A 22,143-nucleotide genomic window follows, 5' to 3' on the forward strand; every position below is an offset into this window, starting at 1 on the left:
CACCGCTGGGAGGCACAGTGGAGCGCACATCCGTCGGGATCATCCTCAACGGCGTCACCGGGCGGATGGGCTACCGGCAGCACCTCGTCCGGTCCCTGCTGGCCATCCGCGAACAGGGCGGCGTGCCCGCGCGGGACGGCACACGCATCTGGCCCGAGCTGACCCTCGTGGGCCGCGACGAGGCCCGCCTGGCCGAGATCGCGCAACGGCACGGGCTGTCGTCATACACATGCGACCTGGAAGCGGCGCTCGCCGACGACGCCCACCAGATCTACTTCGACGCCCAGGTGACCGCCGCGCGGGAGAAGGCGATCCGGGCGGCGATCGAGGCCGGCAAGCACGTCTACACCGAGAAGCCGCTCGCCGAGGACTTCCTCGCCTCGCTGGAGCTGGCCCGGCTCGCCGCCGCCAAGGGCGTCCGCAACGGCGTCGTGCAGGACAAACTGTTCCTGCCCGGCCTTCGCAAGCTCAAGCGGCTGGTCGACGGCGGCTTCTTCGGCCGGATCCTGTCGGTGCGCGGCGAGTTCGGCTACTGGGTGTTCGAGGGCGACTGGCAGGACGCGCAACGTCCGAGCTGGAACTACCGCGCCGAGGACGGCGGCGGCATCACGCTGGACATGTTCCCGCACTGGCACTACGTGCTGGAGCAGATCATCGCCCCGGTCACCGCCGTCACCGCTGTCACCGCCACGCACATCCCCGAGCGCGTCGACGAGAACGGCGCCCGCTACCGCGCCACCGCCGACGACGCCGCGTACGGCATCTTCGAACTGGCCGGCGGCATCGTCGCGCAGATCAACTCGTCCTGGGCGGTCCGCGTGCACCGCGACGAACTGGTCGAGTTCCAGGTCGACGGCACGCACGGCAGCGCTGTCGCCGGGCTGCGCGACTGCCGCATCCAGCACCGGGGCACCACCCCGATGCCGGTGTGGAACCCCGACCTGCCGGTCACCGAGCCGTTCCGCGCACAGTGGCAGACCGTGCCGGACAACGGCGAGCACGACAACGGGTTCAAGGTGCAGTGGGAGGCGTTCCTGCGGCACGTCGTCGACGACGAGCCGTTCCCGTGGGACTTCCTCGCCGGTGCCCGGGGCGTGCAACTGGCCGAGGCCGGGCTGCGCTCGGCCCGGGAGGGGCGGCGGGTGCAGATCGAGGAGATCCCCCGGTGAGCACGTACGTCACGCTGCCCACCCCGGACGGCGGCACCGAACGGCTCACGCTGCGGGAACCGCCCGCCTGGCAGCGGCCGTCCGCGCCGCCGGCCAGCCGGATCGCGTACGCGGCCGCGCACGTCGTCGCCGACCCGTACGCCGACAACTCCCCCGGCCGCCCGGCGGGCCTGGACTGGGACGCGACGCTCGCGGTGCGGCGCGACCTGTGGTCGTGGGGTCTCGGCGTGGCGGAGGCGATGGACACCGCGCAGCGCGGGATGGGGCTGGACTGGGCGGCTACCCGCGAGCTGATCCGGCGCAGCGCCGCCGAGGCCGCCTCCTGCGGCGGGCGGATCGTCGCCGGGGTGGGCACCGACCAGCTCACCGGCGTCCCCGACACGCTGGACGAGGTCGTCGCCGCGTACGCCGAGCAGCTCGCGGTCGTGCAGGAGTACGGCGCCACGCCGGTGCTGATGGCCAGCCGGCACCTCGCCGCGCTCGCCGCCGGCCCGGAGGACTACCTGCGCGTCTACGAGCGGGTGCTGCGGGAGGCCGGCGCGCCGGTGGTGCTGCACTGGCTCGGCGACATGTTCGACCCGGCGCTGTCCGGCTACTGGGGCTCGACCGACCTGGACGAGGCCACCGCGACGTTCGTCGCGCTGGTGCACGCCCACGCCGGCCTGGTCGACGGCGTGAAGGTGTCGCTGCTCGACGCCGCCCGGGAGGTGCGGCTGCGGGAACTGCTGCCGCCGGCGGTGAAGGTCTACACCGGCGACGACTACCACTACCCGGAGCTGATCGAGGGCGACGGGAAACGGTTCAGCCACGCGCTGCTCGGCGCGTTCGCGGCCATCGCCCCGGCCGCGTCGGCCGCGCTGGCACGACTCGACGCGGACGACCCGGCCGGGTTCCGGGCCGTCATGGATCCGACGGTGCCGCTGTCCCGGCACCTGTTCGCCCCGCCCACGCCGTATTACAAGACCGGCATCGCGTTCCTGTCCTGGCTCAACGGCCGGCAGCCCGGCTTCACAATGGTCGGCGGCCTGCACGGCGGGCGCGGCGTCCCGCACCTGGTCGAGGCGTTCCGACTGGCCGACGCCGCCGGGCTGCTGCTCGACCCGGGCCTTTCGGCGCGGCGGATGCGCGCGTACCTGGACGTGGCGGGCGTGCCGCAATGAGCGCCGACCCGCGGCTGGCGAAGCTGTCACTCAACCAGCGCACCACGCAACGCTGGTCGGTGGCCGAGGCGGTCGACGGCTGTGTGCGCGCCGGCATCCCGGCGATCGGGCTGTGGCGCGAGCCGGTGGCCGAGATCGGCGTACCGGCCGCGGCGCGGCTCGTCGCGGACGCCGGGCTGCGGGTGTCGTCGCTGTGCCGGGGCGGGTTCCTCACCGCCGCCGACGAGGCCGGCCGGGCCGCGGCGCTCGCCGACAACCGCCGCGCGATCGACGAGGCCGCCGAGCTGGGCGCCGCCTGCCTGGTGCTTGTCGTCGGCGGCCTGCCGCCCGGCTCCCGTGACCTGCCGGGCGCGAGGCAGCGGGTCGCCGACGCGTTGGCCGAGCTGGCGCCGTACGCGGGCGAGCGCGGGGTACGCCTCGCGCTGGAGCCGCTGCACCCGATGTACTGCGCCGACCGGGCGGTGCTGTCCACGCTCGGGCAGGCGCTCGACCTGGCCGAGGCGTTCCCGGCCGAGCAGGTCGGCGTCGTGGTGGACACGTTCCACGTCTGGTGGGATCCGGACGTGTGGCGGCAGATCGCCCGCGCCGGGACACGGATCGCGAGTTTCCAGGTCTGCGACTTCCTCACCCCGCTCCCGGCCGACGTGCTGCTCGGGCGCGGCATGATGGGCGACGGGCACATCGACTTCCCGCCGCTGCGCCGCGCGGTGGAGGCTGCCGGATACTCCGGCGACGTGGAGGTGGAGATCTTCAACGCCGAGGTGTGGGCCACCGACCCGGACCAGGTGCTCGCCACCATGACCGCCCGGTACGTGGATCTGGTGCTCGCCGACTGACCCAGCGTCACGAGTCCGGCCTGTCGGATAAATCAGGTGGCCGCCCTCCGGATCCGGGGGCAGGATCGGGATCATGGCATCCCCGCACATCACCACTCCGATCACCACCGACCTGCTGCGCGGCGCGCTCGACCTGGAACACACAGCGGACGGGGTGCTGCCGCACCGGCTGCCCGCGGGGGCCCGGGCGCAGAACATCGACCCGCAGCTGGCGATGGCCGAGGCGATGCCCTCGGGCGTACGGCTGGTGTTCCGCACCCGTGCCACCACCGTCGAGCTGGACGTGCTGCCCATGAAGATGGTCTACCGGGGCACCGGGCCGCGTCCCGACGGCCGCTACGACCTGGTCGTCGACGGCCGCCTCGCCGGTCAGGCCACCGCCGGTGGCGGCAAGGTGCTCACCATCGACCTGGCCACCGGCACGTCCGGCATCGAGCCCGGCCCGGTCGCCACGGTGCGCTTCACCGACCTGCCCGCCACCGACAAGGAGGTGGTGATCTGGCTGCCGCAGCGGGAGATCACCGAGCTGGTGGCGCTGCGCACGGACGCGCCGGTCGAGCCGGCCGACACGAGTGGCCGCCGGGTGTGGCTGCACCACGGCAGCTCGATCAGCCACGGCTCGGACGCGGAGAGCCCCACCGGCACCTGGCCGGCGGTGGCCGCCGAGCTGGCCGGCGTGGAGCTGGTCAACCTCGGGTTCAGCGGCAGCGCGCTGCTCGACCCGTTCACCGCCCGCGCGATGCGCGACACCCCGGCCGACCTGATCAGCGTCAAGATCGGTATCAACGTGGTGAACGCCGACCTGATGCGGCTGCGCGCGTTCGGCCCGGCCGTGCACGGCTTCCTGGACACCGTCCGGGAGGGACACCCGCGCACCCCGCTGCTGGTCGTGTCGTCGATCCTGTGCCCGATCCAGGAGGACACGCCCGGCCCGGGCGCTGTCGAGTTCGTCGACGGCAGGGTGCGGTTCCGGGCCACCGGCGACCCGGCCGAGGTGGCGTCCGGCCGGCTCACGCTGCGCGTCATCCGCGCCGAGCTGGCCCGGATCGTGGCATCCCGCGCCGACGCGGACCCGAACCTGCACTACCTCGACGGGCTGGAGCTGTACGGCGAGGCCGACTACGCCGAGCTGCCGCTGCCCGACGAGCTGCACCCCGACCCGGCCGCCGACCGCCGCATCGGCGAGCGGTTCGCCGCGCTGGCGTTCGGGCCGAAGGGACCGTTCGCCGCAGCGCAGTGACGGACGCCTACCCGCGGCGCGGTGTGACCCAGGTCACGCCGCGCCGTGATCCGTCGGAGGGGCCGTGAACGACCATCTAGGCGTGGGAGGAAGCCAACAGGACGAGGAGCGGCTGCTGCGGCGGGTCGCGCGCGCCGACCTGGACGCGTTCGACGAGCTGTACCGGCGTACGTCGCCGTGGCTCGCGATCCGGCTGCGGCGGCGCTGCGCGGACGACGGCATCGTCGCCGAGGTCCTCCAGGACACGTACCTCACGGTGTGGCGGGCCGCCGGCTCGTTCGCCGGCATCCGGCGCTCCGGTGGATCGGACGCGCCGGGCGGCTCGGCAGCCGGCTGGATCTGGACCATCGCGGCCCGGCGCCTGGTCGACGCGCTGCGCCGCCGCGCCCGCGTCCAGGAGGTGCCGACCGACGTGCTGCCGGTCCGCAGCGCGCCCGCCGCCGAGGACGAGGCGCTCGCCGGGTCGTTCGGCTCGGAGGTGGGCGCCGCGCTCGACGCCCTCGCACCGGAGCTGCGGGCGGTGCTGGCCGCGATGGTCCTGGACGGGCTGACCGTCCGGGAGACGTCGGTCCTGCTGGGAGTGCCGGAAGGCACCGTGAAGAGCCGGGCGCGGCGTGCCCGCAACGCGCTACGGGAGGCACTGGCATGACCGCTCACGTACCCCCGTCGGCACTGGCCGCGTACGCCGCGGGCAGCCCCGACGACGCCACCGCCTGGACGGTAGAGGTGCACCTGGAGGGCTGCGCCGAGTGCCGCGACCGGCTCGGCGAGCTGGCCGCGCCGCCGCTGCGGGCGCTGCTCGGCGACGCCCGCGAGGCGATCCTGGAACAGGCCCGCACCGGCCCGCGACCGGCGCCCCGGCGGCCGCTGCGGCAATGGTGGCTGCGCTGGACCGACTGGTCGCTGCTGGCCTGGGCGGCGATGACGTGCACGGCGATCCTCGCCGCGGTGCTGCTGGACCGCAACTACCCGGACCAGCCCTCGGCGGTGCTGCTGCTCGCGCCGGTCGCGCCGCTCGCCGGGCTCGCGGTGGCCTGGTCCCGCCGCGCCAACCCGAACTGGGAGGTGGTCGCCGGCACCGCCCGCGCCGGGCTGGAACTGCTGCTGCGCCGTACCCTCGCGGTTCTGCTCCTGGTCGCGCCAGTGCTCGCGGTGGCCGGGCTGGCGGTCGGCCGCAACCCCGCGCTGTGGCTGCTGCCGTGCCTGACGTTCACCGCGGCGACGCTGCTGCTCGGCAGCCGCGTCGGCGTGCCGCTGGCCGCCGCCGTCCTCGGCGGCGGCTGGCTGAGCGCGGTCACCGCCGCGTCGTTCACCGGCGACGCCGACGCGGCCCGCGCCGCCGCCGTCACCGAGGCCCTGCTCCGGCCCGCCACCATGCCCGCCTGGGCGGCGGCCGCCGCCGTGCTCACCGTGCTGGCCGTGCTGCGCGCCGAGGACCTGCGACGACCCGGCTGGCGCTGACCCCGCACCCCACGAACAACACACGGCGCCCGTCCGGCGCCGCGACCGACCGTGCCCGAGAAGGAGAAGACATTGGTACGCGCAGTGAGCGCCGACGAGGTGGCGCCGACCCGGCACGCCTGGCGGATCGAGGCGGTGGGACTGTCGGTGAAGGCCGGACGGCACCTGGCCGTCGACAACCTCGGCCTGACGCTCGGCGCCGGCGTGCACGGGCTGCTCGGCCCGAACGGCGCCGGCAAGAGCACGCTGATGCGCGCGCTCGCCACAGTGGTCAAGCCGCACGCCGGCGTGCTGCGGCTGCTCGGCGCGGACGCCACCGCGTCCCGGGAGCTGCGGCCGGTGCGCCGCCGGCTCGGCTACCTGCCGCAGCAGTTCGGCTACTACCCCCGGTTCACCGTCCGCGAGTACGTCGAGTACGTGGCCTGGCTGCGGGAGATGCCCGCCTCGGCGGTGCCGGCCGCCGCCCAGCGGGCCATCGACCGGGTACGCCTCACCGACCGGGCCGACGCCAAGCTCAAGTCGCTGTCCGGCGGCATGCTGCGCCGCGCCGGCATCGCCCAGGCGATCGTCAACGAACCGGACCTGCTGCTGCTCGACGAACCGACTGTCGGGCTGGACCCGGAACAGCGGGTCGAGTTCCGCGAGCTGATCCGCGAACTCGGCGCGGACGCCTGCGTGCTGGTCTCCACCCACCTGGTGGAGGACGTGGTCGCGGCCTGCTCCGACGTCATCCTGATGGACCACGGCACCCGCGTGTTCCAGGGCCTGCCCGCCGACCTGGTCCGCCACGGCGAGACCGGCGGCGTCGGCGACAGCGCCGCCGAGCGCGGCTACTCGAATCTCCTCCAGCAGCACCGGAGCGCCTCATGATCCGACAGGTACGCGTCGAACTGCGCCGCTCCAACGCGCCGGTCGTGGCGGTGCTGCTGCTGGCCATCGGCGTCCTCGGCACCGCCAGCATGTACAGCTTCTGGCAGGGACAGTGGCTGCGGCTGGGCTACGTGCACGCCTCCGACATGTTCCTCCTGGTGCCGCTCGCGCTGGCCGGTGGCGCGGTGCTGGGGCGCCGGGACCGGCGTACCCGCGCCGATGATCTGATGAACAGCACCGGCCGGCCACGCTGGCAGCGCGCGCTGCCGGCGATGACGGCGCTCGGCATCGCCGTCGGGTCCGCGCACCTGCTCGTGGTTGCCGCCAGCGCCGCGGTGGTCGCCACCGACGGCGCCTACCTCGGCGTACGCGGACTCGCCGGACCCCTGGTCGACGTGCTGGTGCTGGTGGGCGCGGCCTGGGTGGGCGTGGCGGTGGGGCGGCTGTGGTCCTCGCCGCTGCTGCCGCCGCTGCTGGCCGCCGCCGCCCTGGTGGCGCAGGAGGGCACCGCCATGCTCGGCGGTACGGGCGACAGCCGGCTCACGAACGCCTCCCTCATGATCTCCTGGCCGCCGGACACGCCGTGGGAGACGCTGTCCGACCGGCTGCTGCTCAGCCGCCTCGCGCTGGGGGCCGGGCTGGTACTCGCCGGGCTGCTGCTGGCGGCGGGCCGGTCGTGGCAGGTGCGGGCCGGCGCGGCGGCGAGCCTCGCCGGTGGCGTGGCGGGTCTCCTGCTGATCGGCGTGCCCGGTCCCGCCGGCATCTGGCAGCTCGACCCGGGAGCACGCCGCTACGTCTGCGCCGAGGGCACGCCGCAGGTGTGCGTCACCGCCGTCAACGCGCATCTGCTGCCCCAGATCACTCCCGAGGCCCGCCGAGGGCTGCGCGCGCTGGCGAAGCTGCCGGACGCGCCGACCCGCGCGGTGGAACTACGGCTGGACACCATCGGCAGCAATGACAGCGAGCAGTGGCACCGGCCCAAGCCCGTACCCGGCACCGTGCAGTTCCTCCTGGAGGTCGACCCGGACACCGGACGGGCCGCCGACGTGGCCGAACGCGTCGCGCTGGGCGGCGGCACCACGTGGTACGGCTGCGGGCGCAGCGGCGACGACATCGCCCCGGCGATCGCCGCCGCCTGGCTGCTGGACGCCGAGACGGTGCGGCTGTGGGACTCCTGGACCGGGTACCGGCACACCGACACGCAGCAGCCGGAGATCCGGGACGGGGTGCGGCAACTGCGCACGCTGCCCGAGCCGGAGCAGTTGCGGCGGGTCACCGCGCTGCGGGACGCGGCCGCGCGGTGCGAGCCGGACCTGATGCCGGCGCTCACCGGACGGGCCGCGCCGTGACCCACTGGCTGCCGCTGTACGTGCGGTCCCGCCGGATACCCGCCGCCCTGGCCGGGTCAGCGGTCGCCGTCGCTGTGATGGCCGTGGCCTGGGCCGCCTTCACCGACCGCCCCGAGGTGCCGGCCGGGCTCGCCGTGCTCACCACCGCGATGGCGGTCGCGCCGCTCGGGCCGACGCTCGCCGGCACCGACCCGGCGCTGGAGAAGACCGCCGCGTGGCAGTGGGCGCCGCGCCGGGCCGGGCACCTGATCGGGTACGGCGCGGTGGTGGTCGGGCTGCTGGCCGCCGCCCGCGCCCTCGACGCCGACTTCGGGCCGCTGTCCGTGCTGGCCCGCAACACGGCCGGCCTGATCGGGCTGGTCGGACTCGGGGCCGCGCTCGCCGGCGCGCGGGCCGCCTGGCAGGTGCCGACCGCCTGGGCCGCGCTGGGCGCGTTCCTGGCCGCGCCGGGCGGACCGGAATGGCGGCAGGTGGCGCTGTGGATGGCCCAGGAGCCGGGCAACCGGATCGCCGCGGTCACCGCCTCGACGTTCCTCCTCGGCGGCGTCGTCGCGTACGCGCTGCGGGTGGGACCGCAGGTCGCGGCGGCCGAGGCGGCGCTGGAACAGTGACGTGCCGGGCCTCGTCGCGCACACCGCGCGGCGGGGCCCGGCCGACGTCAGGTCAGCGGCACCCAGGCCAGGCTGGTCATGCCGGACAGGGCGGTCGCCTTGAGACCGGCGTCGGAGACGGTCCAGAGCACGCCGTCGATCATCAGGGAGCGGCGGATCGGCGCCCACTCGCCGCCGTCGGCCAGGCTCCCCGGATGGTCCACCGCGCCGGCCACCGTGAAGCCCTTGTCGCCGACCCGCAACGCCAGCACGCCGCCGGACGGCGGGCGCTTCGTGCCGTCGGCGCGGTCGGTGACCACCCCCGGCTGCCGTACCGGAATCACCAACAGCCGCTCCGGCGGCCAGTAGAGGAACGCGTGCGGGTCGTGCTCCGCCTCGGACCAGCCGCCTTCGACGTGGTGCTGGGCGATCCGGGTGGGCCGGGCCGGGTCGGCGACGTCGAACAGCGACACCTGGGTGCCGGTCACCCGTCCCCGGTCGGTCGCGTCCTGACCGACCCCGATCAGGCGGCCGTCGCCGGCCGGATGCAGGTACGCCGAATAGCCGTTGATCTTCAGTTCGCCGGTGACCCGGGGCGCGGCCGGGTCCCGCAGGTCCACGCCGTACAGCGGGTCGGTCTCCCGGAACGTCACCACGTACCCGGTGCCGCCGACGAACCGCACCGCGTAGATCCGCTCGCCCTTGCCGAGGCCGGTGACCGCGCCGACCCGCTTGAGCGCGGGACCGTCGGCGCGCAGCACGTACACGCCGGACTGCGAGGCGTTCCCCCGCCGCCCCCATCTGTCGCCGGTGGTGGTGGCCACCCGCAGGTGACCGTCCCACTCGGACAGCGCGTACTGGTCGATCAGCCAGCCGGGCACCGATCCGGCGGCGACGTAGCGCGGCGTGCCCGCGGCGGTGTCGAACTGGTAGATCTCGGTGCTGACCTCGCGCGCCTCGGGTGACGCGGCGTGCCACGTTCGCCAGCGCTGGTCGTTGGCGATGTAGAGGCGTTGACCGTTGCTGTACACGGTGTCGCCGTCCGCGAACACGGTGACCGGGTCACCGGCGCCGAGCGTGGGCGCGGCCAGGTCGAAGCTGAGCACGGTGAGCGTCGAGGCGGCGGAGAAGCCGGCCGGCCGGCTCACCCGGTCGCAGCCGACCCGGCCACTGCCGACCGTGCGGACGCTGTCGCGGATCTCGTACCGGGGCAGCCAGTCGTCGAGCGTGGCCTTGTCGACGACCGCGCGGTTCGCGGCGATCCGCTGCGCGTCGGTACGCTTCCCGGAGGGCTGCGGAAAGTCGAGCCGGTGCCCGGAACTGATCACGATGCGGGCGGTCGCGCCGACCTGCCGGGCGTCGACCGTCCGGCCGTCGATCCAGTACTCGCCGACGACGCGCGGCGCCGCGGCGAGGTCGACCAGGACCAGCCGGGCCTGCGCGACCGCGCCGGGTGCGGGACGCCGGCCGGGCACGGCGGACTTGGGGACCATTCCGGCGTGCAGCAGCACGAGCGCGCGGTCCCCGTGCAGCAGCAGGTTGCCCTCCTTGCCGGAGAACCGCCCGGCGGCCGGGTCGAGCGCCAGCCGGCCGGTCTGCCGGCGGGTCGCCGGGTCGACGACCGACAGCACGCCCCGGCCGTACGTGACGATGCGCCGGCCGTCGGTCTTGACCAGATCCGGTTCGTCCACACCGGCCTCGTGCACGTTCGTGCCGGAGAAGTCCGGCGTGGACGCCGGCCCGGCCGCCTTCAGGGCGCCGCCGTCGGCCCCGGACTCCGCGCTGTACCGGAGCAGGTCGTGGCCCGGCCCGAGACCCCACGGTCCCACCGCGGCCCGCGCGGCCGCCCGGATCTGCCGCAGCGCCTCGTCGCAGGAGTCGAACGCCACGAGCCGCAACCCACCGGCCGGAACGGGCCGGCCGGTGGGCGGCGGATCGGCCGGCGGTGAGGCGGTGCAGCCACCGAGGGCCAGCGCGGCGGCCATCGTCCATCCGATCGTCCGGGATCTGCGACAGGTCATGAACCGTCAGACGTGGCCGCGGCGCGCACGGTTCCCGGCCGGACGCGCTCAGCCGCCGGCCATCGCGCCGAGCACGATGAACGGCTCCTTGCCGGCGACGACCTCCTCGGGCAGCGGCTCGTCCGGTGACTCGTTCGACAGGTCCAGCTCGCAGGCGTAGAAGCGGACGAACGGCCGGCGCTTCCCGCTGTGCCGGTCGCGGATCGTGCCGAGCAGCATCGGGTACGCGGCCTCCAGCGCGTCGAGCACCTCCCGCTGGGTGGGCGGCCCGGCCACCTCGACGCGTACCTCGCCGGTGACGTGCGCCAGGTTCTTCAGGTGCGCCGGTAACACCACCCGGATCACGGCAGCACCTGGACCTCGACCGAGAGCACGCCCGGCAGGTCCCGCACGATCGGCGCCCAGGTGTCGCCGCCGTCGGCCGAGTGGTAGACCTGACCGCCGGTGGTGCCGAAGTAGATGCCGCAGGGGTCGAGCGTGTCGACGGCCATCGCGTCGCGCAGCACGTTGACGTAGCAGTGCGACTGCGGCAGCCCTTCGGTCAGCGGCTCCCAGTGTTCGCCACCGGTGCGGCTGCGGTAGACGCGCAGCTTGCCCTCCGGCGGGTAGTGCAGCGAGTCGCTGGTGATCGGCACCACGTAGACCGTCTCCGGCTCGTGGGCGTGCACCGCGATCGGGAAGCCGAAGTCCGTCGGCAGGTCGCCGCTGATCTCCCGCCAGTTGCCGCCGGCGTCGTCGGTACGCATGACGTCCCAGTGCTTCTGCATGAACAGCGTGTCCGGCCGGGACGGGTGCTGGGCGAGGCGGTGCACGCAGTGGCCCACCTCGGAGTCCTGGTCGGGGATCTCCCCCGAGCGCAGTCCCTTGTTGATCGGCAGCCAGCTCGCGCCGCCGTCGTCGCTGCGGAACGCGCCCGCCGCGGAGATCGCCACGTAGATCCGGTCGCGGTCGGCCGGGTCGAGAATGATCGTGTGCAGGCACATCCCGCCCGCGCCCGGCTGCCAGGACGGGCCGGTCGGGTGCTGCCGCAGCGCGGTCAGCTCGGACCACTTCTGCCCGCCGTCGGTGGACAGGTAGAGCGCGGCGTCCTCACCGCCCGCGTACACGGTGTCGGGGTCGTGGCGGGACGGCTCCAGGTGCCAGATCCGCTTGAACTCCCACGGGCGCGGGGTGCCGTCGTACCAGAGGTGCTGCCCCACCTCGCCGCTGTAGGCGAAGTCGTTGCCGACTGTCGTCCAGTTCCGGCCGCCGTCGTCCGAGCGCTGGATCAGCTGCCCGAACCAGCCGCCGGACTGGGACGCGTAGAGCCGGTCCGGTTCGACAGGTGAACCTGTGAGGTGGTAGATCTCCCATCCGCCGAAGTGCGGCCCGTCGACCGTCCAGTCGTCGCGCTTGCCGTCCGACGTCAGAATGAACGCGCCCTTGCGCGTGCCGACAAGTACCCGTACGCCGCTCATGTCTCGTCCTCCATCCAGGTGTCTTCCCTGCACTGACCGCGCGCCTCGCCGAAACTCATCGACGTGGTACTCCCCGGCTGTGACATTTCTCCGCCGGACACCCGGCGGCCGGACGCCACGCCGGTGCGGCGGGAATGTCGGGGGCCGCGGCTAGCGTGCGCGCATGAGCGGTCCCGGAGACGTCCCGCCCGAGCACCTCGACCGCCTGCGCCCGGTCTGCCTCAGCCTGCCCGACGCCTACGAGGAGCCGGCCTGGGTGGGCGTGCGGTGGCGCGTGCGCGGCCGCACGTTCGCGCACGTGCTCACCGTCGACCCCGACCACCAGGCGGCGTACGCGCGGGCCGCGGCGACCGACGAGCCGGTCTGCGTGATGACGTTCCGCTCCCCCGGCGACGAGATCGCCGGACTGCTCGCGGCCGGGCCGCACTTCTTCAAGCCGGACTGGGCCGCCGACGTGGTCGGCCTGCGGCTGGACGCGGACACGGACTGGACCGAGGTCGCCGAGCTGCTCACCGAGAGCTACTGCGTGCTGGCCCCGAAGAAGCTGGTGGCGCTCGTCGACCGGCCGCCGGAGCTGTGACGGCGGCCGTCGGGGCTTCCCAGGGGCGAGGCGTCAGCAGTACGGTGGTCGCGGTGTGCCGGGAAGCCTGGTCGGCGATCGTTGCCCCGCCGACCCTGGAGCCGCGCGATGCGAGCCCGCCCCGCCGTACACACCCGTGACCTGACCAAACACTATGGCCGCCTGGTGGCTCTCGACGGCCTGAATCTGACCGTCGAGGCCGGTGAGGTGGTCGGCCTCCTCGGCCCGAACGGCGCCGGCAAGTCCACCACCATCCGGTTGCTGCTCGGCCTCGCCCGTCCCACCCGGGGCGAGGCCCGGATCTTCGAGGCGGACGCGGCGGACGTGCGCGAGGCGCACCGGCGGCTGGCGTACGTCCCGGCCGACGTGGCGCTCTGGCCGCAGCTCACCGGTGCGGAGATCCTCGACCTGCTCGCCGCGACCGGTCCCGGTGTGGACACCCGTTACCGGGGCGAACTCGTCGAGCGGTTCGCCCTCGACCTGTCCCGCCCGGCCGGCGCCTACTCGACCGGCAACCGGCAGAAGGTCGCCCTGGTCGCCGCGTTCGCCACCCGGGCGCCGCTGCTCGTGCTCGACGAGCCGACGAGCGGCCTGGATCCGCTGATGGAGCTTCAGTTCCGCCGGGCGGTCGGCGAGGCGCGGGACAACGGGCAGAGCGTGCTGGTCTGCTCGCACCAGCTCGCCGAGGTGGAGGCGGTCTGTGACCGGGTGGCGATCCTGCGGGCCGGCCGGCTCGTGGACATCGCCCCGGTGCCGCAGCTGCGGCGGCTGCACCGGGGCGAGGTGACGGTACGGTTCACCGGCCCCGCACCGGATCTGGCCGGTGTGCCCGGCGTCGAAGCGGTCGAGGAGCGGGACGGGCTGCTGCGTTTCACCCTCGCCGGCCCGCCCGCCGCCGCGCTGCGAGCCCTGTCCGGCGCGGACATCAGCGCGCTGACGGTGCGCGAGCCGAGCCTGGAGGAGATCTTCCTCGACTACTACGGGGAGCAGGCGTGAGGCGGACGGCCGGCACCGCGGTCAGTCTGCTCGCCGCTCGCGGGATCTGGCGGCCGGCCCTCGTCGTGACCGGCGTGACCGTCGGCATGTCCGTCCTCGTGGTGGGCACCTACGCGCGCACCGTCGGCGAGGGAATGGGCGCCTCCGGTCTGGAGGCGCTGGCGCGCAACCCCGCGATCCGCACGTTGTTCGGCGAGCCCGTCGCCCTGGACACCGCGGGCGGGTTCACCGTGTGGCGAACCGGCATGGTGCTGGCCGTGCTGGTCACTGTGTGGAGCCTGCTGGCGACCGTCCGGTTGACCCGGGGCGAGGAGGAGGCCGGCCGGTGGGCGCTGCTGCTCGCCGGCCGGCTGACGCCCGCAGCGGCGCTGCGGCGTCACCTGGCGCCGCTGATGGCGACGTCGGCGCTGGCCGGAACGCTGCTCGCGGCCGCGCTGACGACGGCCGGCACGCCATGGCAGGGGGCGCTGCTGCACGGCGCCGGGCTCGCCTCGGCCGGGGCGTTCGCGGTCGCGGTCGGCGCCGTCGTCGTGCAGGTCCAGCCGACCCGGGCGGGCGCGGCCGGCAGCGGCCTGGCCGTGCTCGGGGCCGGCCTCCTCGCGCGAATGGCCGGCGACTCCGGGCCGGCGCTGGCGTGGCTCCGATGGCTTCCGCCGTACGGCCCGCTCGCGCTCACCCGCCCCTACCACGACGACCGGTGGCTGCCGCTGCTCGTGTCGCTGGCCGCCGTCGTCCTGCTGACCGGGGCGGCGCTGGCCCTGTGCGCCCGGCGCGACGTGGGCGCCGGACTGCTGCGCGCACCGGCCGGCCGGGCGCCGCGACGCGCCCTGCTCGGCTCGGCGCCGGCCTTCGCGGTGCGACGCGCCCTGCGTCCGCTCGCCGGCTGGACCGTCGGCGTCGCCGCCTACTTCCTGCTGATCGGTGTGCTCGCCACGTCGCTGACCGGCTTCCTGGAGCAGAACCCCGCCTTCGCCGACCTCGCCGCCCGGGCGGGCTTCGGCGGGCTCGACCACGTGCGGGGTTACGTGGCCACGCTGTTCGCGCTGCTGACGGTGCCGATCGGCGCGTTCGCCACCGCGCGGCTGAACGCCTTCGTCGCGGCGGAGGTCGCCGGCCGCCTCACGATGCTGCGCGCCGGTCCGGTCAGCCGGGTCCGGCTGCTCGCCGCCGAGCTGGGCAGCGCGTCCGCCGGGGTGGTGATGCTGGCGCTCGCCGCCGGTCTCGCGACCTGGCTGGGCACAGCCCTGGTCGGCGCCGGCCTGCCTCTCACCGCCGCCCTCGCGGGCACACTCAACGTGCTGCCGCTCGCGTTGCTCGGCGCCGGGGCGGCCACGCTCGCCGTCGGCGCGGCGCCCCGGCTGGTCACCGTGCTGGGGATGCTTCCCACAGCGGGCGGCTTCCTGCTGACCGTGGTGTCCGAGAGCGTGCGCGCGCCCGCCTGGATCGGCGCGCTGTCGCCGTACACGCACCTCGCCGCCGTGCCCGACGCGACGCCGAACTGGACCGCCCAGGGCGTGCTGCTCGCGGCGGCGTCCGCCCTGGCCGCACTGGGCGGCTGGGCCTACCGCCGCCGTGACCTGGCGGGCTGACGGTCGCGGCCGCCGGTCAGCCGAGCTTCTTGCGCAACGTCTCGAACGCCAGGTCCGGCCGCAGCGGCACGCCGAAGCGTTCGTCGCCGTACGGGAACGGGCTCAGCTCGCCGGTGCGGACGTAGCCGCGCCGCTCGTACCAGGCGATCAGGTCGTCGCGCTGCACGATCACGGTCATCCGCATCTCACCCGCGTGCCACTGCTCGGCCGCGTACCGCTCGGCCTCGGCCAGCAGCTCCCGGCCCAGGCCGCCGCCCTGCCGGCCGGGGCTGACCGCGAACATCCCGAAGTAGACGTGGTCGTCGCGGCGTTCCAGCTGGCAGCAGGCGAGCAGGTCGCCGTCCTGCTCGGCGACCAGCACCACGCCGTCCGGGGCGGTGACCGCCGAGGCGACCATGTCCGGGTCGGTGCGCTGCCCGGCCAGCAGGTCCGCCTCGTGGGTCCAGCCCTGCCGGCTGCGCTCCCCCCGGTACGCCGACTCGATCAGGTCGACGAGGGCGGCCACGTCGTCGGGGGTGGCGACCCGGACGGAACGGGATGCGGGGCTGGTCATGGCGGCTCTCCACGGTCGCGGCAACGTACCTGGTCAGCGTACGCACGCGGGTGTTCCGGACGGCGGCCGGGACCACCGGGCGGGACGGCTGGTGGTTCACTGCCCGGCATGGAGACGACAGTCGGCGCGGCGGGCCTGCCGGGAGTGCTGGACCTGCCGGCCGGGCCGGTACGCGGCGGCCTGGTGGTGCTGCACGGCTCGCACGCCGAGCAGCGTTCCTACTTCCTGTACGCGCACCTGGCCCGGCTGCTGCCTCCGGCCGGGATCGCGGTGCTGCGCTACGACCGCCGCCCCCGCGTCGACGGGCACGACGTGCCTCTTGCCGACCAGGCCGGCGACGCCGCCGCCGCGCTCACCGAGCTGCGCCGGCACATCGGGGCGGCCCCGGCCGGGTTGTGGGGTTTCAGCCAGGGCGCGTGGGCGGCGGCGCTGACCGCCACCCGGCATCCGGTCGACTTCCTGGCCCTGGTCGGGTGCAGCGCGGTGAGCCCCGCGGTCCAGATGCGCCACGGCACCGCCGAGCAGCTGCGCCGCAACGGCTACGGGCCGGCCGACCTGGCCGAGCTGGCCGAGCTGCGCCGGCTGGCCGAGGGCTACCAGCGCGGCGACGTGCCGCGCCCGGTCGCGCAGGCGGCGATCGACGCGGCGGCCCGGCGACAGTGGTTCCCGCTGGCGTTCCTGCCCGAGGAACTGCCCGCCACCCCCGGCACCTGGACCGACATGGACTACGACCCGGCGCCGGTGCTGGCGCGGCTGACCTGCCCGGTGCTGCTCTGCTACGGCGAGACGGACGCGTGGATCCCGATCGAGGACAGCCTCGCGGTGTGGCGGCGGGCGGCGCGCGACGCCGAGCTGACGGTGACCCGCCTCGCCGGCTGCGATCACGCGCCCACGCTCGGCGAGGCCGAGGACCTGGACAGCGTCAGCCCGCAGTACGAGCGGGCGCTGCTGGACTGGCTGGACCGGCTGCTGCCGCCGGCCGGCTGAGCTGGCGGTCGGCTCCGGCTCCGGCTCCAATTGTCCGCGCGCCGCGCCGCCGCTGACCGCTAGCCTGCCGGGCATGGACGCCGACCTGCCCACGTTCGAGTTCGCCTTTCCCGGCCCGCTGCGCGACAAGCTCGTCGCCGCCGTGCTCGACGGGAGCAAGACCACCACCACCGGCCTGCTCCAGGACTACGAGATCGACGGTGAGCCGCTGCCGACGGTCGGCGCCCGCTCGGCGGTGATCGACTCCGACAACCGGCCGGTGGCGGTGATCGAGCTGGTGGAGGTTCGTGTCGCCCGCCTCGGCGACGTCGACCTCGACCACGCGCGCGACGAGGGCGAGGGCCACGAGTCGGTGGCCGCCTGGCGCGCCGGCCACGAGCGGTTCTGGCACGGCGACGACTACCGTGGCTGGCTCGGTGACCCTACGTTCACCGTCGACGACGACACCCCGGCCGTGCTGGAACGCTTCCGCCTGGTCGAGACGCTCTGACCGCAGGCCCGGCGGGCCGGGCTCAGGAAGCGGCGAGCCAGGCGCGCAGTTCCGCGCCGTGCTCGTCCAGCTCCGGCGGCGGCAGCTCGTAGCGCGGCGGGCTGTCGGAAAGGCCGATCGGATGCCGGATGCCCGGCACCCCGCCGGTCGTCACCACCGGCTCCAGGTCCAGCCCTTGCGCCAGCGCCACCCCCTCGGCCACGGAGTTGATCGGGCTGCACGGCACGCCCGCCGCGCGCAGCTCGCCGAACCACTCCGCGCTGCCGCGCCGGGACAGCGCCGCCACCAGCAGCGGCCGCAGCTCGTCGCGGTGCGCGACGCGGTCGGTGTTGCGCCGGAACCGCTCGTCGTCGGCCAGCTCCGGCACGCCCAGCACCCGGCAGAGGGTACGGAACTGCGCGTCGTTGCCGGCGATCACCACCAGTTCGCCGTCGGCGGTGGGCAGCGGCTCGTACGGCACGATGCTCGGGTGCGCGTTGCCCATCCGGTGCGGCTGCGCTGCCCCGGCGACGTGCGCGCTGGTGTGGTTGACCAGCCCGGACAGCGCCGAGGAGAGCAGGTCCACTGTGACGTGCTGGCCGCGCCCGGTCGACTCGCGGTGCCGCAGGGCGGCCAGGATCCCGACCGCCGCGTGCAGCCCGGCGATCACGTCGAACACGGCCACGCCGGCCTTGTAGGGCGGGCCGTCCGCGTCCCCGGTGAGGCTCATCAGCCCGGCAGCGGCCTGCACCATCAGGTCGTACCCGGGCAGGTCGGCGCCCCCGGCGGCGCCGAAGCCGCTGATCGAGGCGTAGACCAGGCGGGCGTTGCGGGCGGTGACCGTGTCGTGGTCGAGGCCGAAGCGGCGCAGCGCGCCCGGGCGGAAGTTCTGGATCAGCACGTCGGCCCGGTCGGCCAGCCGGTGCGCCAGCGCCAGGTCGCCGGGGGCGGTCAGGTCGAGCACCAGCGAGCGCTTGTTGCGGTTGACCGCCAGGTAGTAGGTGGAGACGTCGTCGCGCACCGGGGGCCGCCAGCCGCGGGTGTCGTCGCCGCCCGGCGACTCCACCTTCACCACGTCCGCGCCGAGGTCGGCCAGGAGCATCGTCGCGTACGGCCCGGCGAGGATCCGGGAGAAGTCGGCGACCAGCACCCCGTGCAACGGACCCGACATACCGACCCCTCCCTCGCCGCCGACCACGATGACACATTCCTGACGGCGGACCGGGCAGGGGTGGCCCGCCCGGCTACGGTCACGTCGGGGACGTACCGGGAAAGGGGTGCCCGTGCCGCTGCTCAGCCGGCTCGCCGAAGCCACCGACGAGCGCCCCGGCGCGATCCGGGTGCAGGACCGGTCGCTGTCCTGGGTGGAGCTGCGCCGGGCCGCCGCCGCGGTCGCCGACGACCTGCGCGGCGCGGCCCGGGTCGCGGTGCCCGCCACGGCGAGCCTGGAAACGGTGGTCGGCGTGGTTGGCGGGCTGCTCGCGGGCGCGGCGGTGGTGCCGGTGCCGCCCGACGCGGGCCCGATGGAACGCGACCACATCCTGCGCGACTCCGGCGCGGAACTGCTGCTCGCGGCGCCGGGCACCCGGGACGCCGACTCGCCGCCGCTCGTGCCGCTGGACCTGGCCCGGCGCTCGGACACCCGGCATCCCGAACCCGACCCGGCAGCCACCGCGCTGATCCTCTACACCTCCGGCACCACCGGTGCGCCCAAGGGCGCGGTGCTGTCCCGCCGCGCGGTCGCCGCCTGCCTGGACGGGCTCGCCGACGCCTGGGCCTGGACGCCGGACGACCTGCTGGTGCACGGACTGCCGCTGTTCCACGTGCACGGGCTGGTACTCGGCGTGCTCGGCCCGCTGCGCGTCGGCAGCCGGCTGCGCCACGTCGGCCGTCCCCACCCCGAGCGGTACGCGGCGGCGGGCGGTTCGCTGTACTTCGGCGTACCCACGATCTGGTCGCGGATCGCGGCGCAACCGGCGGCGGCGCGGGCGCTGCGCGGCGCCCGGCTGCTCGTGTCCGGCAGCGCCGCGCTGCCCGAACCGGTCTTCGCGACGCTGGCCGGGCTGACCGGGCACCGGCCGCTGGAGCGGTACGGCATGACCGAGACCCTGGTCACGGTGAGCGCCCGGGCGGACGGCCCCCGGCGGCCCGGCACCGTCGGTGTGCCGCTGCCCGGCGTGCACACGCGGGTGGTGGACGAGCACGGCGACCCGCTACCAGCCGACGGCGCCGCCATGGGTGAGCTTCAGGTACGCGGCGGCACGCTGTTCGACGGCTACCTGAACCGGCCGGACGCCGACGCGGCCACCCGCACCGCCGACGGCTGGTTCCGCACCGGCGACGTCGCCACTGTCGACCCGGACGGCGCCCACCGGATCGTCGGCCGGGCCGCCACAGACCTGATCAAGAGCGGCGGGTACCGGATCGGGGCCGGCGAGGTCGAGGACGCGCTGCTGGCCCATCCGGGCGTGCGGGAGGCGGCCGTGGTCGGCACGCCCCACGCCGACCTGGGGCAGCAGGTCACCGCGTACGTGGTCGGCGACGGCGTGACCGAGGCGGAGCTGATCGGCTTCGTGGCACGGCACCTGTCCGCGCACAAGCGGCCCCGGCAGGTGCGGCTGGTCGGCGCGCTGCCCCGCAACGCGATGGGCAAGGTGCAGAAATCCCGCCTGACCGAGGCGTGACCCGCACCCCGCCGGGAACCAGCGCGGCCCTCCCGACGACTATCCCTACATGGCGTGTGAGCAGTGGCGGGAGATCCTGTCGGCACAGCTGGACGGTGAGGCGTCCCGCTCGGAGATCGAGGCGGCCGAGACGCACCTGAGCGGCTGCGCCGGCTGCCGGGGCTGGTTCGACTCGGCCGCGACGGTCACCCGGCGGGCCCGTACGCAGCTCGCCCCGCGCGTACCCGACCTGGTCGACGCGGTGCTCGCCGCCGCGCCGCCGCCCCGGCCGAGCCGTCGCCACCGGATCGCGCTCGGACTACGCGGCGCGCTCGGGCTGCTCGGCGCGGTGCAGCTCGTGCTCGGCCTGGCCCAGATCGGCCGGGAGGCGGTCGTCGCGCACGCGCACGCCTCCGGCCAGCACCTGTGGCACGAGTCGGCGGCGTGGAACGTCGCAGTCGGCGCCGGGTTCCTCTACGTGGCGGCACGCCGGTCCACGCCGTCCGGCCTGCTGCCGATGCTCAGCGCGTTCGTCGCCACGCTGGTGCTGCTGTCGGTGAACGACCTGATCACCGGCCAGGTCGCGATGACCCGGCTGGTCAGCCACGGCTTCCTGCTCGTCGGCTGGGCCGTGATGCTGGTGCTGTCCCGGCCGGGCTGGCGCCCCGGCGACACGCCACCCGGGCGGGGCCGGTCGAGCGGATCGCGGTGGGCGCTGCGTACCGAGGAACCGGCCGCGCCGGCGCCGCTGCGGCTGGTGCGCCCCGGCCCGTACCCCGCACAGGCCCGCGACCGGCGCGCCGCCTGACGCGCGCCGCGCGGAGTGCCGCGGCACCGGGCCGGCGCGACGCGGGCGGCCGGTGACGGCGCGCGGGTGTCAGCGGGCCCGGCGGTCGCGGACGTCGCCGGACCAGGCGGCGGCCAGGTCCTCCCGGGCGCGGGCCACCCGGGACCGGATGGTGCCGACCGGGCAGCCGCACACCTCGGCGGCCTCCGCGTAGGACAGGCCCAGCACCTGGGTGGCCACGAACGCCTCCCGGCGGTCCGGGGCGAGCGCCGCGATGAGCCCGCGCAACACCACCCCCTCGTCTCCGCCGCGGGTCACCGCACCGGCCGCCTCGGCGGCGGCCTGCCAGTCCGCCAGCGCCGCCGTCCGGGGCCGCGCGGTCGCCGCCCGCACGTGGTCCACCGCGACCCGGCGGGCGATGGTGAAGACCCAGGTACGCGCCGACGACCGGCCCGCGAATCCGGGCAGGCTGCGCAGCGCGCGCAGGAACGTCTCCTGGGCCAGGTCGTCGGCCTCGGCCGGACCGGCCAGGTGGGCGAGGAACCGCCACACCGGCGCCTGGAGGGCCCGGACGAACGCGGCAGCGGCCAGCCGGTCGCCACGGGCGGCGCGCCGGGCCCACCCGGTCACCTGCTCGTCGTCGGCGTCCGGGCTCATCGGCGGCCGGCCCGCGGGCCCGACATGGTCATGCCGGACGGTACGGATCCGCAGCCCGCTCGGTTCATCCCTGGCGTCCCTCCTGCCACCGGGCCTGACAGTCGGCGACCACCGGTTGGTCGGCCGGCGGCCGGGAAAAGTTCCCGAACCGGGTCAGTCGTCCACGGAGACGGTGACCGGCCCGACCCGAAGGACGCCGTCGGTGAGCGGCGCGCAGCGCACGCCACCCCTGCGCCGCATCGCCTTCCAGGTGCCGGGCGCGACCACCACGTCGAGCCAGGCGCACGGCGGCGCGGCCCGGTGCACCCGCAGGCGTACGGGCCCGTCGCCGGAGTCGAGCGTGAGCACCCGGCCGACCAGCTCGTCCACCGGGATGCCGTCGGTCAGCACGTTGCGCCGCAGCTGGGTGAGGTCCGCACCGGGCGGCAGCGACTCCCGCGCTATCAGCGTGACGCTCGCCTGGCGGTGCGCCGGCCGGCCGAAGTAGCGGTCACCGACGATGCCGAGACCGGCGCGCACCTCCACCCGCTCGACCAGTTCGCCAGGCGGTGCGGGGGCGGGTCCGTCCGCGGGGCGGCCCACGTACCGGTGCACGGGCGAGGCCAGCAACTGGACGATCCGCGGCATGCCCCGAAGTGTAATCGCGGGCATACCATCGCCAAACCGGACGATAGCCGCGCTCACGTATCCGTGCCGTACGCAGGGCGTT

Annotated in this window: 23 protein-coding genes; 16 read left to right on the plus strand and 7 right to left on the minus strand. The window is 75.2% G+C overall.

Annotated features, from left to right (window positions below):
• Positions 1 to 17: 17 nt before the first annotated feature.
• From ACSDG8_RS02110 to ACSDG8_RS02150, 9 genes are all read left to right on the plus strand, one after another.
• Entirely contained in the window at positions 18 to 1,169 is a 1,152-nt protein-coding gene (locus ACSDG8_RS02110) for a Gfo/Idh/MocA family protein (protein WP_439427590.1), read from the plus strand.
• On the plus strand, positions 1,166 to 2,329 hold the full coding sequence (locus tag ACSDG8_RS02115) for a dihydrodipicolinate synthase family protein (RefSeq protein WP_439427591.1): 1,164 nt from the start codon (positions 1,166 to 1,168) through the stop codon (positions 2,327 to 2,329). The genes ACSDG8_RS02110 and ACSDG8_RS02115 overlap by 4 nt, the downstream gene beginning before the upstream one ends.
• Complete coding sequence (locus tag ACSDG8_RS02120) at positions 2,326 to 3,165, plus strand: sugar phosphate isomerase/epimerase family protein (RefSeq protein WP_439427592.1); 840 nt, start codon at positions 2,326 to 2,328, stop codon at positions 3,163 to 3,165. Before ACSDG8_RS02115 ends, ACSDG8_RS02120 begins: the two co-directional genes overlap by 4 nt.
• A gap of 73 nt (positions 3,166 to 3,238) precedes the next feature.
• Positions 3,239 to 4,405, plus strand: coding sequence for an SGNH/GDSL hydrolase family protein (locus ACSDG8_RS02125; RefSeq protein WP_439427593.1), 1,167 nt, complete (start codon positions 3,239 to 3,241; stop codon positions 4,403 to 4,405).
• Positions 4,406 to 4,469: 64 nt separating this feature from the next.
• Positions 4,470 to 5,054: an RNA polymerase sigma factor gene (locus ACSDG8_RS02130; RefSeq protein ID WP_210899010.1), complete on the plus strand. Its 585-nt coding sequence runs from the start codon at positions 4,470 to 4,472 to the stop codon at positions 5,052 to 5,054.
• Positions 5,051 to 5,866: a zf-HC2 domain-containing protein gene (locus ACSDG8_RS02135; protein ID WP_439427594.1), complete on the plus strand. Its 816-nt coding sequence runs from the start codon at positions 5,051 to 5,053 to the stop codon at positions 5,864 to 5,866. Before ACSDG8_RS02130 ends, ACSDG8_RS02135 begins: the two co-directional genes overlap by 4 nt.
• A 72-nt stretch (positions 5,867 to 5,938) precedes the next feature.
• Complete coding sequence (locus tag ACSDG8_RS02140; RefSeq protein ID WP_439427595.1) at positions 5,939 to 6,736, plus strand: ABC transporter ATP-binding protein; 798 nt, start codon at positions 5,939 to 5,941, stop codon at positions 6,734 to 6,736.
• Positions 6,733 to 8,085 (plus strand): hypothetical protein, encoded by a 1,353-nt coding sequence (locus tag ACSDG8_RS02145; RefSeq protein WP_439427596.1) that lies wholly within the window; start codon positions 6,733 to 6,735, stop codon positions 8,083 to 8,085. Before ACSDG8_RS02140 ends, ACSDG8_RS02145 begins: the two co-directional genes overlap by 4 nt.
• Positions 8,082 to 8,696: a hypothetical protein gene (locus ACSDG8_RS02150; protein WP_439427597.1), complete on the plus strand. Its 615-nt coding sequence runs from the start codon at positions 8,082 to 8,084 to the stop codon at positions 8,694 to 8,696. The genes ACSDG8_RS02145 and ACSDG8_RS02150 overlap by 4 nt, the downstream gene beginning before the upstream one ends.
• A gap of 47 nt (positions 8,697 to 8,743) precedes the next feature.
• Here the strand turns inward: ACSDG8_RS02150 and ACSDG8_RS02155 are convergent, their stop codons facing one another.
• The 3 genes from ACSDG8_RS02155 to ACSDG8_RS02165 form a co-directional block, all read right to left on the minus strand.
• Complete coding sequence (locus ACSDG8_RS02155) at positions 8,744 to 10,660, minus strand: beta-propeller domain-containing protein (RefSeq protein ID WP_439427598.1); 1,917 nt, start codon at positions 10,658 to 10,660, stop codon at positions 8,744 to 8,746.
• 84 nt (positions 10,661 to 10,744) lie between these two features.
• Entirely contained in the window at positions 10,745 to 11,041 is a 297-nt protein-coding gene (locus ACSDG8_RS02160; RefSeq protein ID WP_210899021.1) for a MoaD/ThiS family protein, read from the minus strand.
• Complete coding sequence (locus ACSDG8_RS02165) at positions 11,038 to 12,153, minus strand: WD40/YVTN/BNR-like repeat-containing protein (RefSeq protein WP_210899023.1); 1,116 nt, start codon at positions 12,151 to 12,153, stop codon at positions 11,038 to 11,040. Before ACSDG8_RS02165 ends, ACSDG8_RS02160 begins: the two co-directional genes overlap by 4 nt.
• A 163-nt stretch (positions 12,154 to 12,316) precedes the next feature.
• Between ACSDG8_RS02165 and ACSDG8_RS02170 the strand changes: the two genes are divergently transcribed.
• The 3 genes from ACSDG8_RS02170 (at position 12,317) to ACSDG8_RS02180 (ending at position 15,318) form a co-directional block, all read left to right on the plus strand.
• A complete protein-coding gene (locus tag ACSDG8_RS02170) occupies positions 12,317 to 12,733 on the plus strand; it encodes an MmcQ/YjbR family DNA-binding protein (RefSeq protein WP_439427599.1) in 417 nt (138 codons plus the stop codon).
• A gap of 108 nt (positions 12,734 to 12,841) precedes the next feature.
• Positions 12,842 to 13,729, plus strand: a complete 888-nt coding sequence (locus ACSDG8_RS02175) for an ABC transporter ATP-binding protein (RefSeq protein ID WP_439427600.1) — start codon at positions 12,842 to 12,844, stop codon at positions 13,727 to 13,729.
• On the plus strand, positions 13,726 to 15,318 hold the full coding sequence (locus tag ACSDG8_RS02180) for an ABC transporter permease (protein WP_210899027.1): 1,593 nt from the start codon (positions 13,726 to 13,728) through the stop codon (positions 15,316 to 15,318). The genes ACSDG8_RS02175 and ACSDG8_RS02180 overlap by 4 nt, the downstream gene beginning before the upstream one ends.
• A gap of 16 nt (positions 15,319 to 15,334) precedes the next feature.
• Here the strand turns inward: ACSDG8_RS02180 and ACSDG8_RS02185 are convergent, their stop codons facing one another.
• Positions 15,335 to 15,871, minus strand: coding sequence for a GNAT family N-acetyltransferase (locus tag ACSDG8_RS02185; protein ID WP_210899029.1), 537 nt, complete (start codon positions 15,869 to 15,871; stop codon positions 15,335 to 15,337).
• A gap of 108 nt (positions 15,872 to 15,979) precedes the next feature.
• Between ACSDG8_RS02185 and ACSDG8_RS02190 the strand changes: the two genes are divergently transcribed.
• Both ACSDG8_RS02190 and ACSDG8_RS02195 read left to right on the plus strand, forming a co-directional pair.
• On the plus strand, positions 15,980 to 16,858 hold the full coding sequence (locus ACSDG8_RS02190; RefSeq protein ID WP_210899031.1) for an alpha/beta hydrolase family protein: 879 nt from the start codon (positions 15,980 to 15,982) through the stop codon (positions 16,856 to 16,858).
• A gap of 73 nt (positions 16,859 to 16,931) precedes the next feature.
• On the plus strand, positions 16,932 to 17,348 hold the full coding sequence (locus tag ACSDG8_RS02195; RefSeq protein WP_210899034.1) for an ASCH domain-containing protein: 417 nt from the start codon (positions 16,932 to 16,934) through the stop codon (positions 17,346 to 17,348).
• 22 nt (positions 17,349 to 17,370) lie between these two features.
• Here ACSDG8_RS02195 and ACSDG8_RS02200 read toward each other — a convergent pair whose 3' ends face one another.
• The gene (locus ACSDG8_RS02200; protein WP_210899036.1) at positions 17,371 to 18,498 is read right to left on the minus strand and encodes a CaiB/BaiF CoA transferase family protein; all 1,128 of its coding nucleotides are present in this window, start codon (positions 18,496 to 18,498) and stop codon (positions 17,371 to 17,373) included.
• Positions 18,499 to 18,610: 112 nt separating this feature from the next.
• Between ACSDG8_RS02200 and ACSDG8_RS02205 the strand changes: the two genes are divergently transcribed.
• Both ACSDG8_RS02205 and ACSDG8_RS02210 read left to right on the plus strand, forming a co-directional pair.
• A complete protein-coding gene (locus ACSDG8_RS02205; protein ID WP_210899038.1) occupies positions 18,611 to 20,011 on the plus strand; it encodes an acyl-CoA synthetase in 1,401 nt (466 codons plus the stop codon).
• Positions 20,012 to 20,060: 49 nt separating this feature from the next.
• The gene (locus ACSDG8_RS02210; protein WP_210899040.1) at positions 20,061 to 20,798 is read left to right on the plus strand and encodes a zf-HC2 domain-containing protein; all 738 of its coding nucleotides are present in this window, start codon (positions 20,061 to 20,063) and stop codon (positions 20,796 to 20,798) included.
• A 69-nt stretch (positions 20,799 to 20,867) separates the two neighbouring features.
• Here ACSDG8_RS02210 and ACSDG8_RS02215 read toward each other — a convergent pair whose 3' ends face one another.
• Positions 20,868 to 21,434, minus strand: a complete 567-nt coding sequence (locus tag ACSDG8_RS02215; RefSeq protein ID WP_439427601.1) for a sigma-70 family RNA polymerase sigma factor — start codon at positions 21,432 to 21,434, stop codon at positions 20,868 to 20,870.
• 153 nt (positions 21,435 to 21,587) lie between these two features.
• Positions 21,588 to 22,061 carry a molybdenum cofactor biosysynthesis protein gene (locus ACSDG8_RS02220; protein WP_210899042.1) on the minus strand — a complete coding sequence of 158 codons (474 nt, stop codon included), beginning with the start codon at positions 22,059 to 22,061 and terminating at the stop codon, positions 21,588 to 21,590.
• Positions 22,062 to 22,143: the final 82 nt, after the last annotated feature.

The sequence above is a fragment of the Micromonospora sp. LA-10 genome, assembly GCF_051853095.1.
In the GTDB taxonomy this organism is placed as follows: domain Bacteria; phylum Actinomycetota; class Actinomycetes; order Mycobacteriales; family Micromonosporaceae; genus Micromonospora; species Micromonospora echinospora_A.

Bases quoted from the DNA above. Each gene is read 5' to 3' on its own strand.
- ACSDG8_RS02165 (WP_210899023.1), bottom strand. From the start codon at position 12,153: ATGAGCGGCGTACGGGTACTTGTCGGCACGCGCAAGGGCGCGTTCATT.
- ACSDG8_RS02215 (WP_439427601.1), bottom strand. From the start codon at position 21,434: ATGAGCCCGGACGCCGACGACGAGCAGGTGACCGGGTGGGCCCGGCGC.
- ACSDG8_RS02145 (WP_439427596.1), top strand. From the start codon at position 6,733: ATGATCCGACAGGTACGCGTCGAACTGCGCCGCTCCAACGCGCCGGTC.
- ACSDG8_RS02125 (WP_439427593.1), top strand. From the start codon at position 3,239: ATGGCATCCCCGCACATCACCACTCCGATCACCACCGACCTGCTGCGC.
- ACSDG8_RS02190 (WP_210899031.1), top strand. From the start codon at position 15,980: ATGGAGACGACAGTCGGCGCGGCGGGCCTGCCGGGAGTGCTGGACCTG.
- ACSDG8_RS02210 (WP_210899040.1), top strand. From the start codon at position 20,061: ATGGCGTGTGAGCAGTGGCGGGAGATCCTGTCGGCACAGCTGGACGGT.
- ACSDG8_RS02175 (WP_439427600.1), top strand. From the start codon at position 12,842: ATGCGAGCCCGCCCCGCCGTACACACCCGTGACCTGACCAAACACTAT.
- ACSDG8_RS02195 (WP_210899034.1), top strand. From the start codon at position 16,932: ATGGACGCCGACCTGCCCACGTTCGAGTTCGCCTTTCCCGGCCCGCTG.
- ACSDG8_RS02220 (WP_210899042.1), bottom strand. From the start codon at position 22,061: ATGCCGCGGATCGTCCAGTTGCTGGCCTCGCCCGTGCACCGGTACGTG.
- ACSDG8_RS02200 (WP_210899036.1), bottom strand. From the start codon at position 18,498: ATGTCGGGTCCGTTGCACGGGGTGCTGGTCGCCGACTTCTCCCGGATC.
- ACSDG8_RS02155 (WP_439427598.1), bottom strand. From the start codon at position 10,660: ATGGCCGCCGCGCTGGCCCTCGGTGGCTGCACCGCCTCACCGCCGGCC.
- ACSDG8_RS02120 (WP_439427592.1), top strand. From the start codon at position 2,326: ATGAGCGCCGACCCGCGGCTGGCGAAGCTGTCACTCAACCAGCGCACC.
- ACSDG8_RS02185 (WP_210899029.1), bottom strand. From the start codon at position 15,871: ATGACCAGCCCCGCATCCCGTTCCGTCCGGGTCGCCACCCCCGACGAC.
- ACSDG8_RS02135 (WP_439427594.1), top strand. From the start codon at position 5,051: ATGACCGCTCACGTACCCCCGTCGGCACTGGCCGCGTACGCCGCGGGC.
- ACSDG8_RS02170 (WP_439427599.1), top strand. From the start codon at position 12,317: ATGAGCGGTCCCGGAGACGTCCCGCCCGAGCACCTCGACCGCCTGCGC.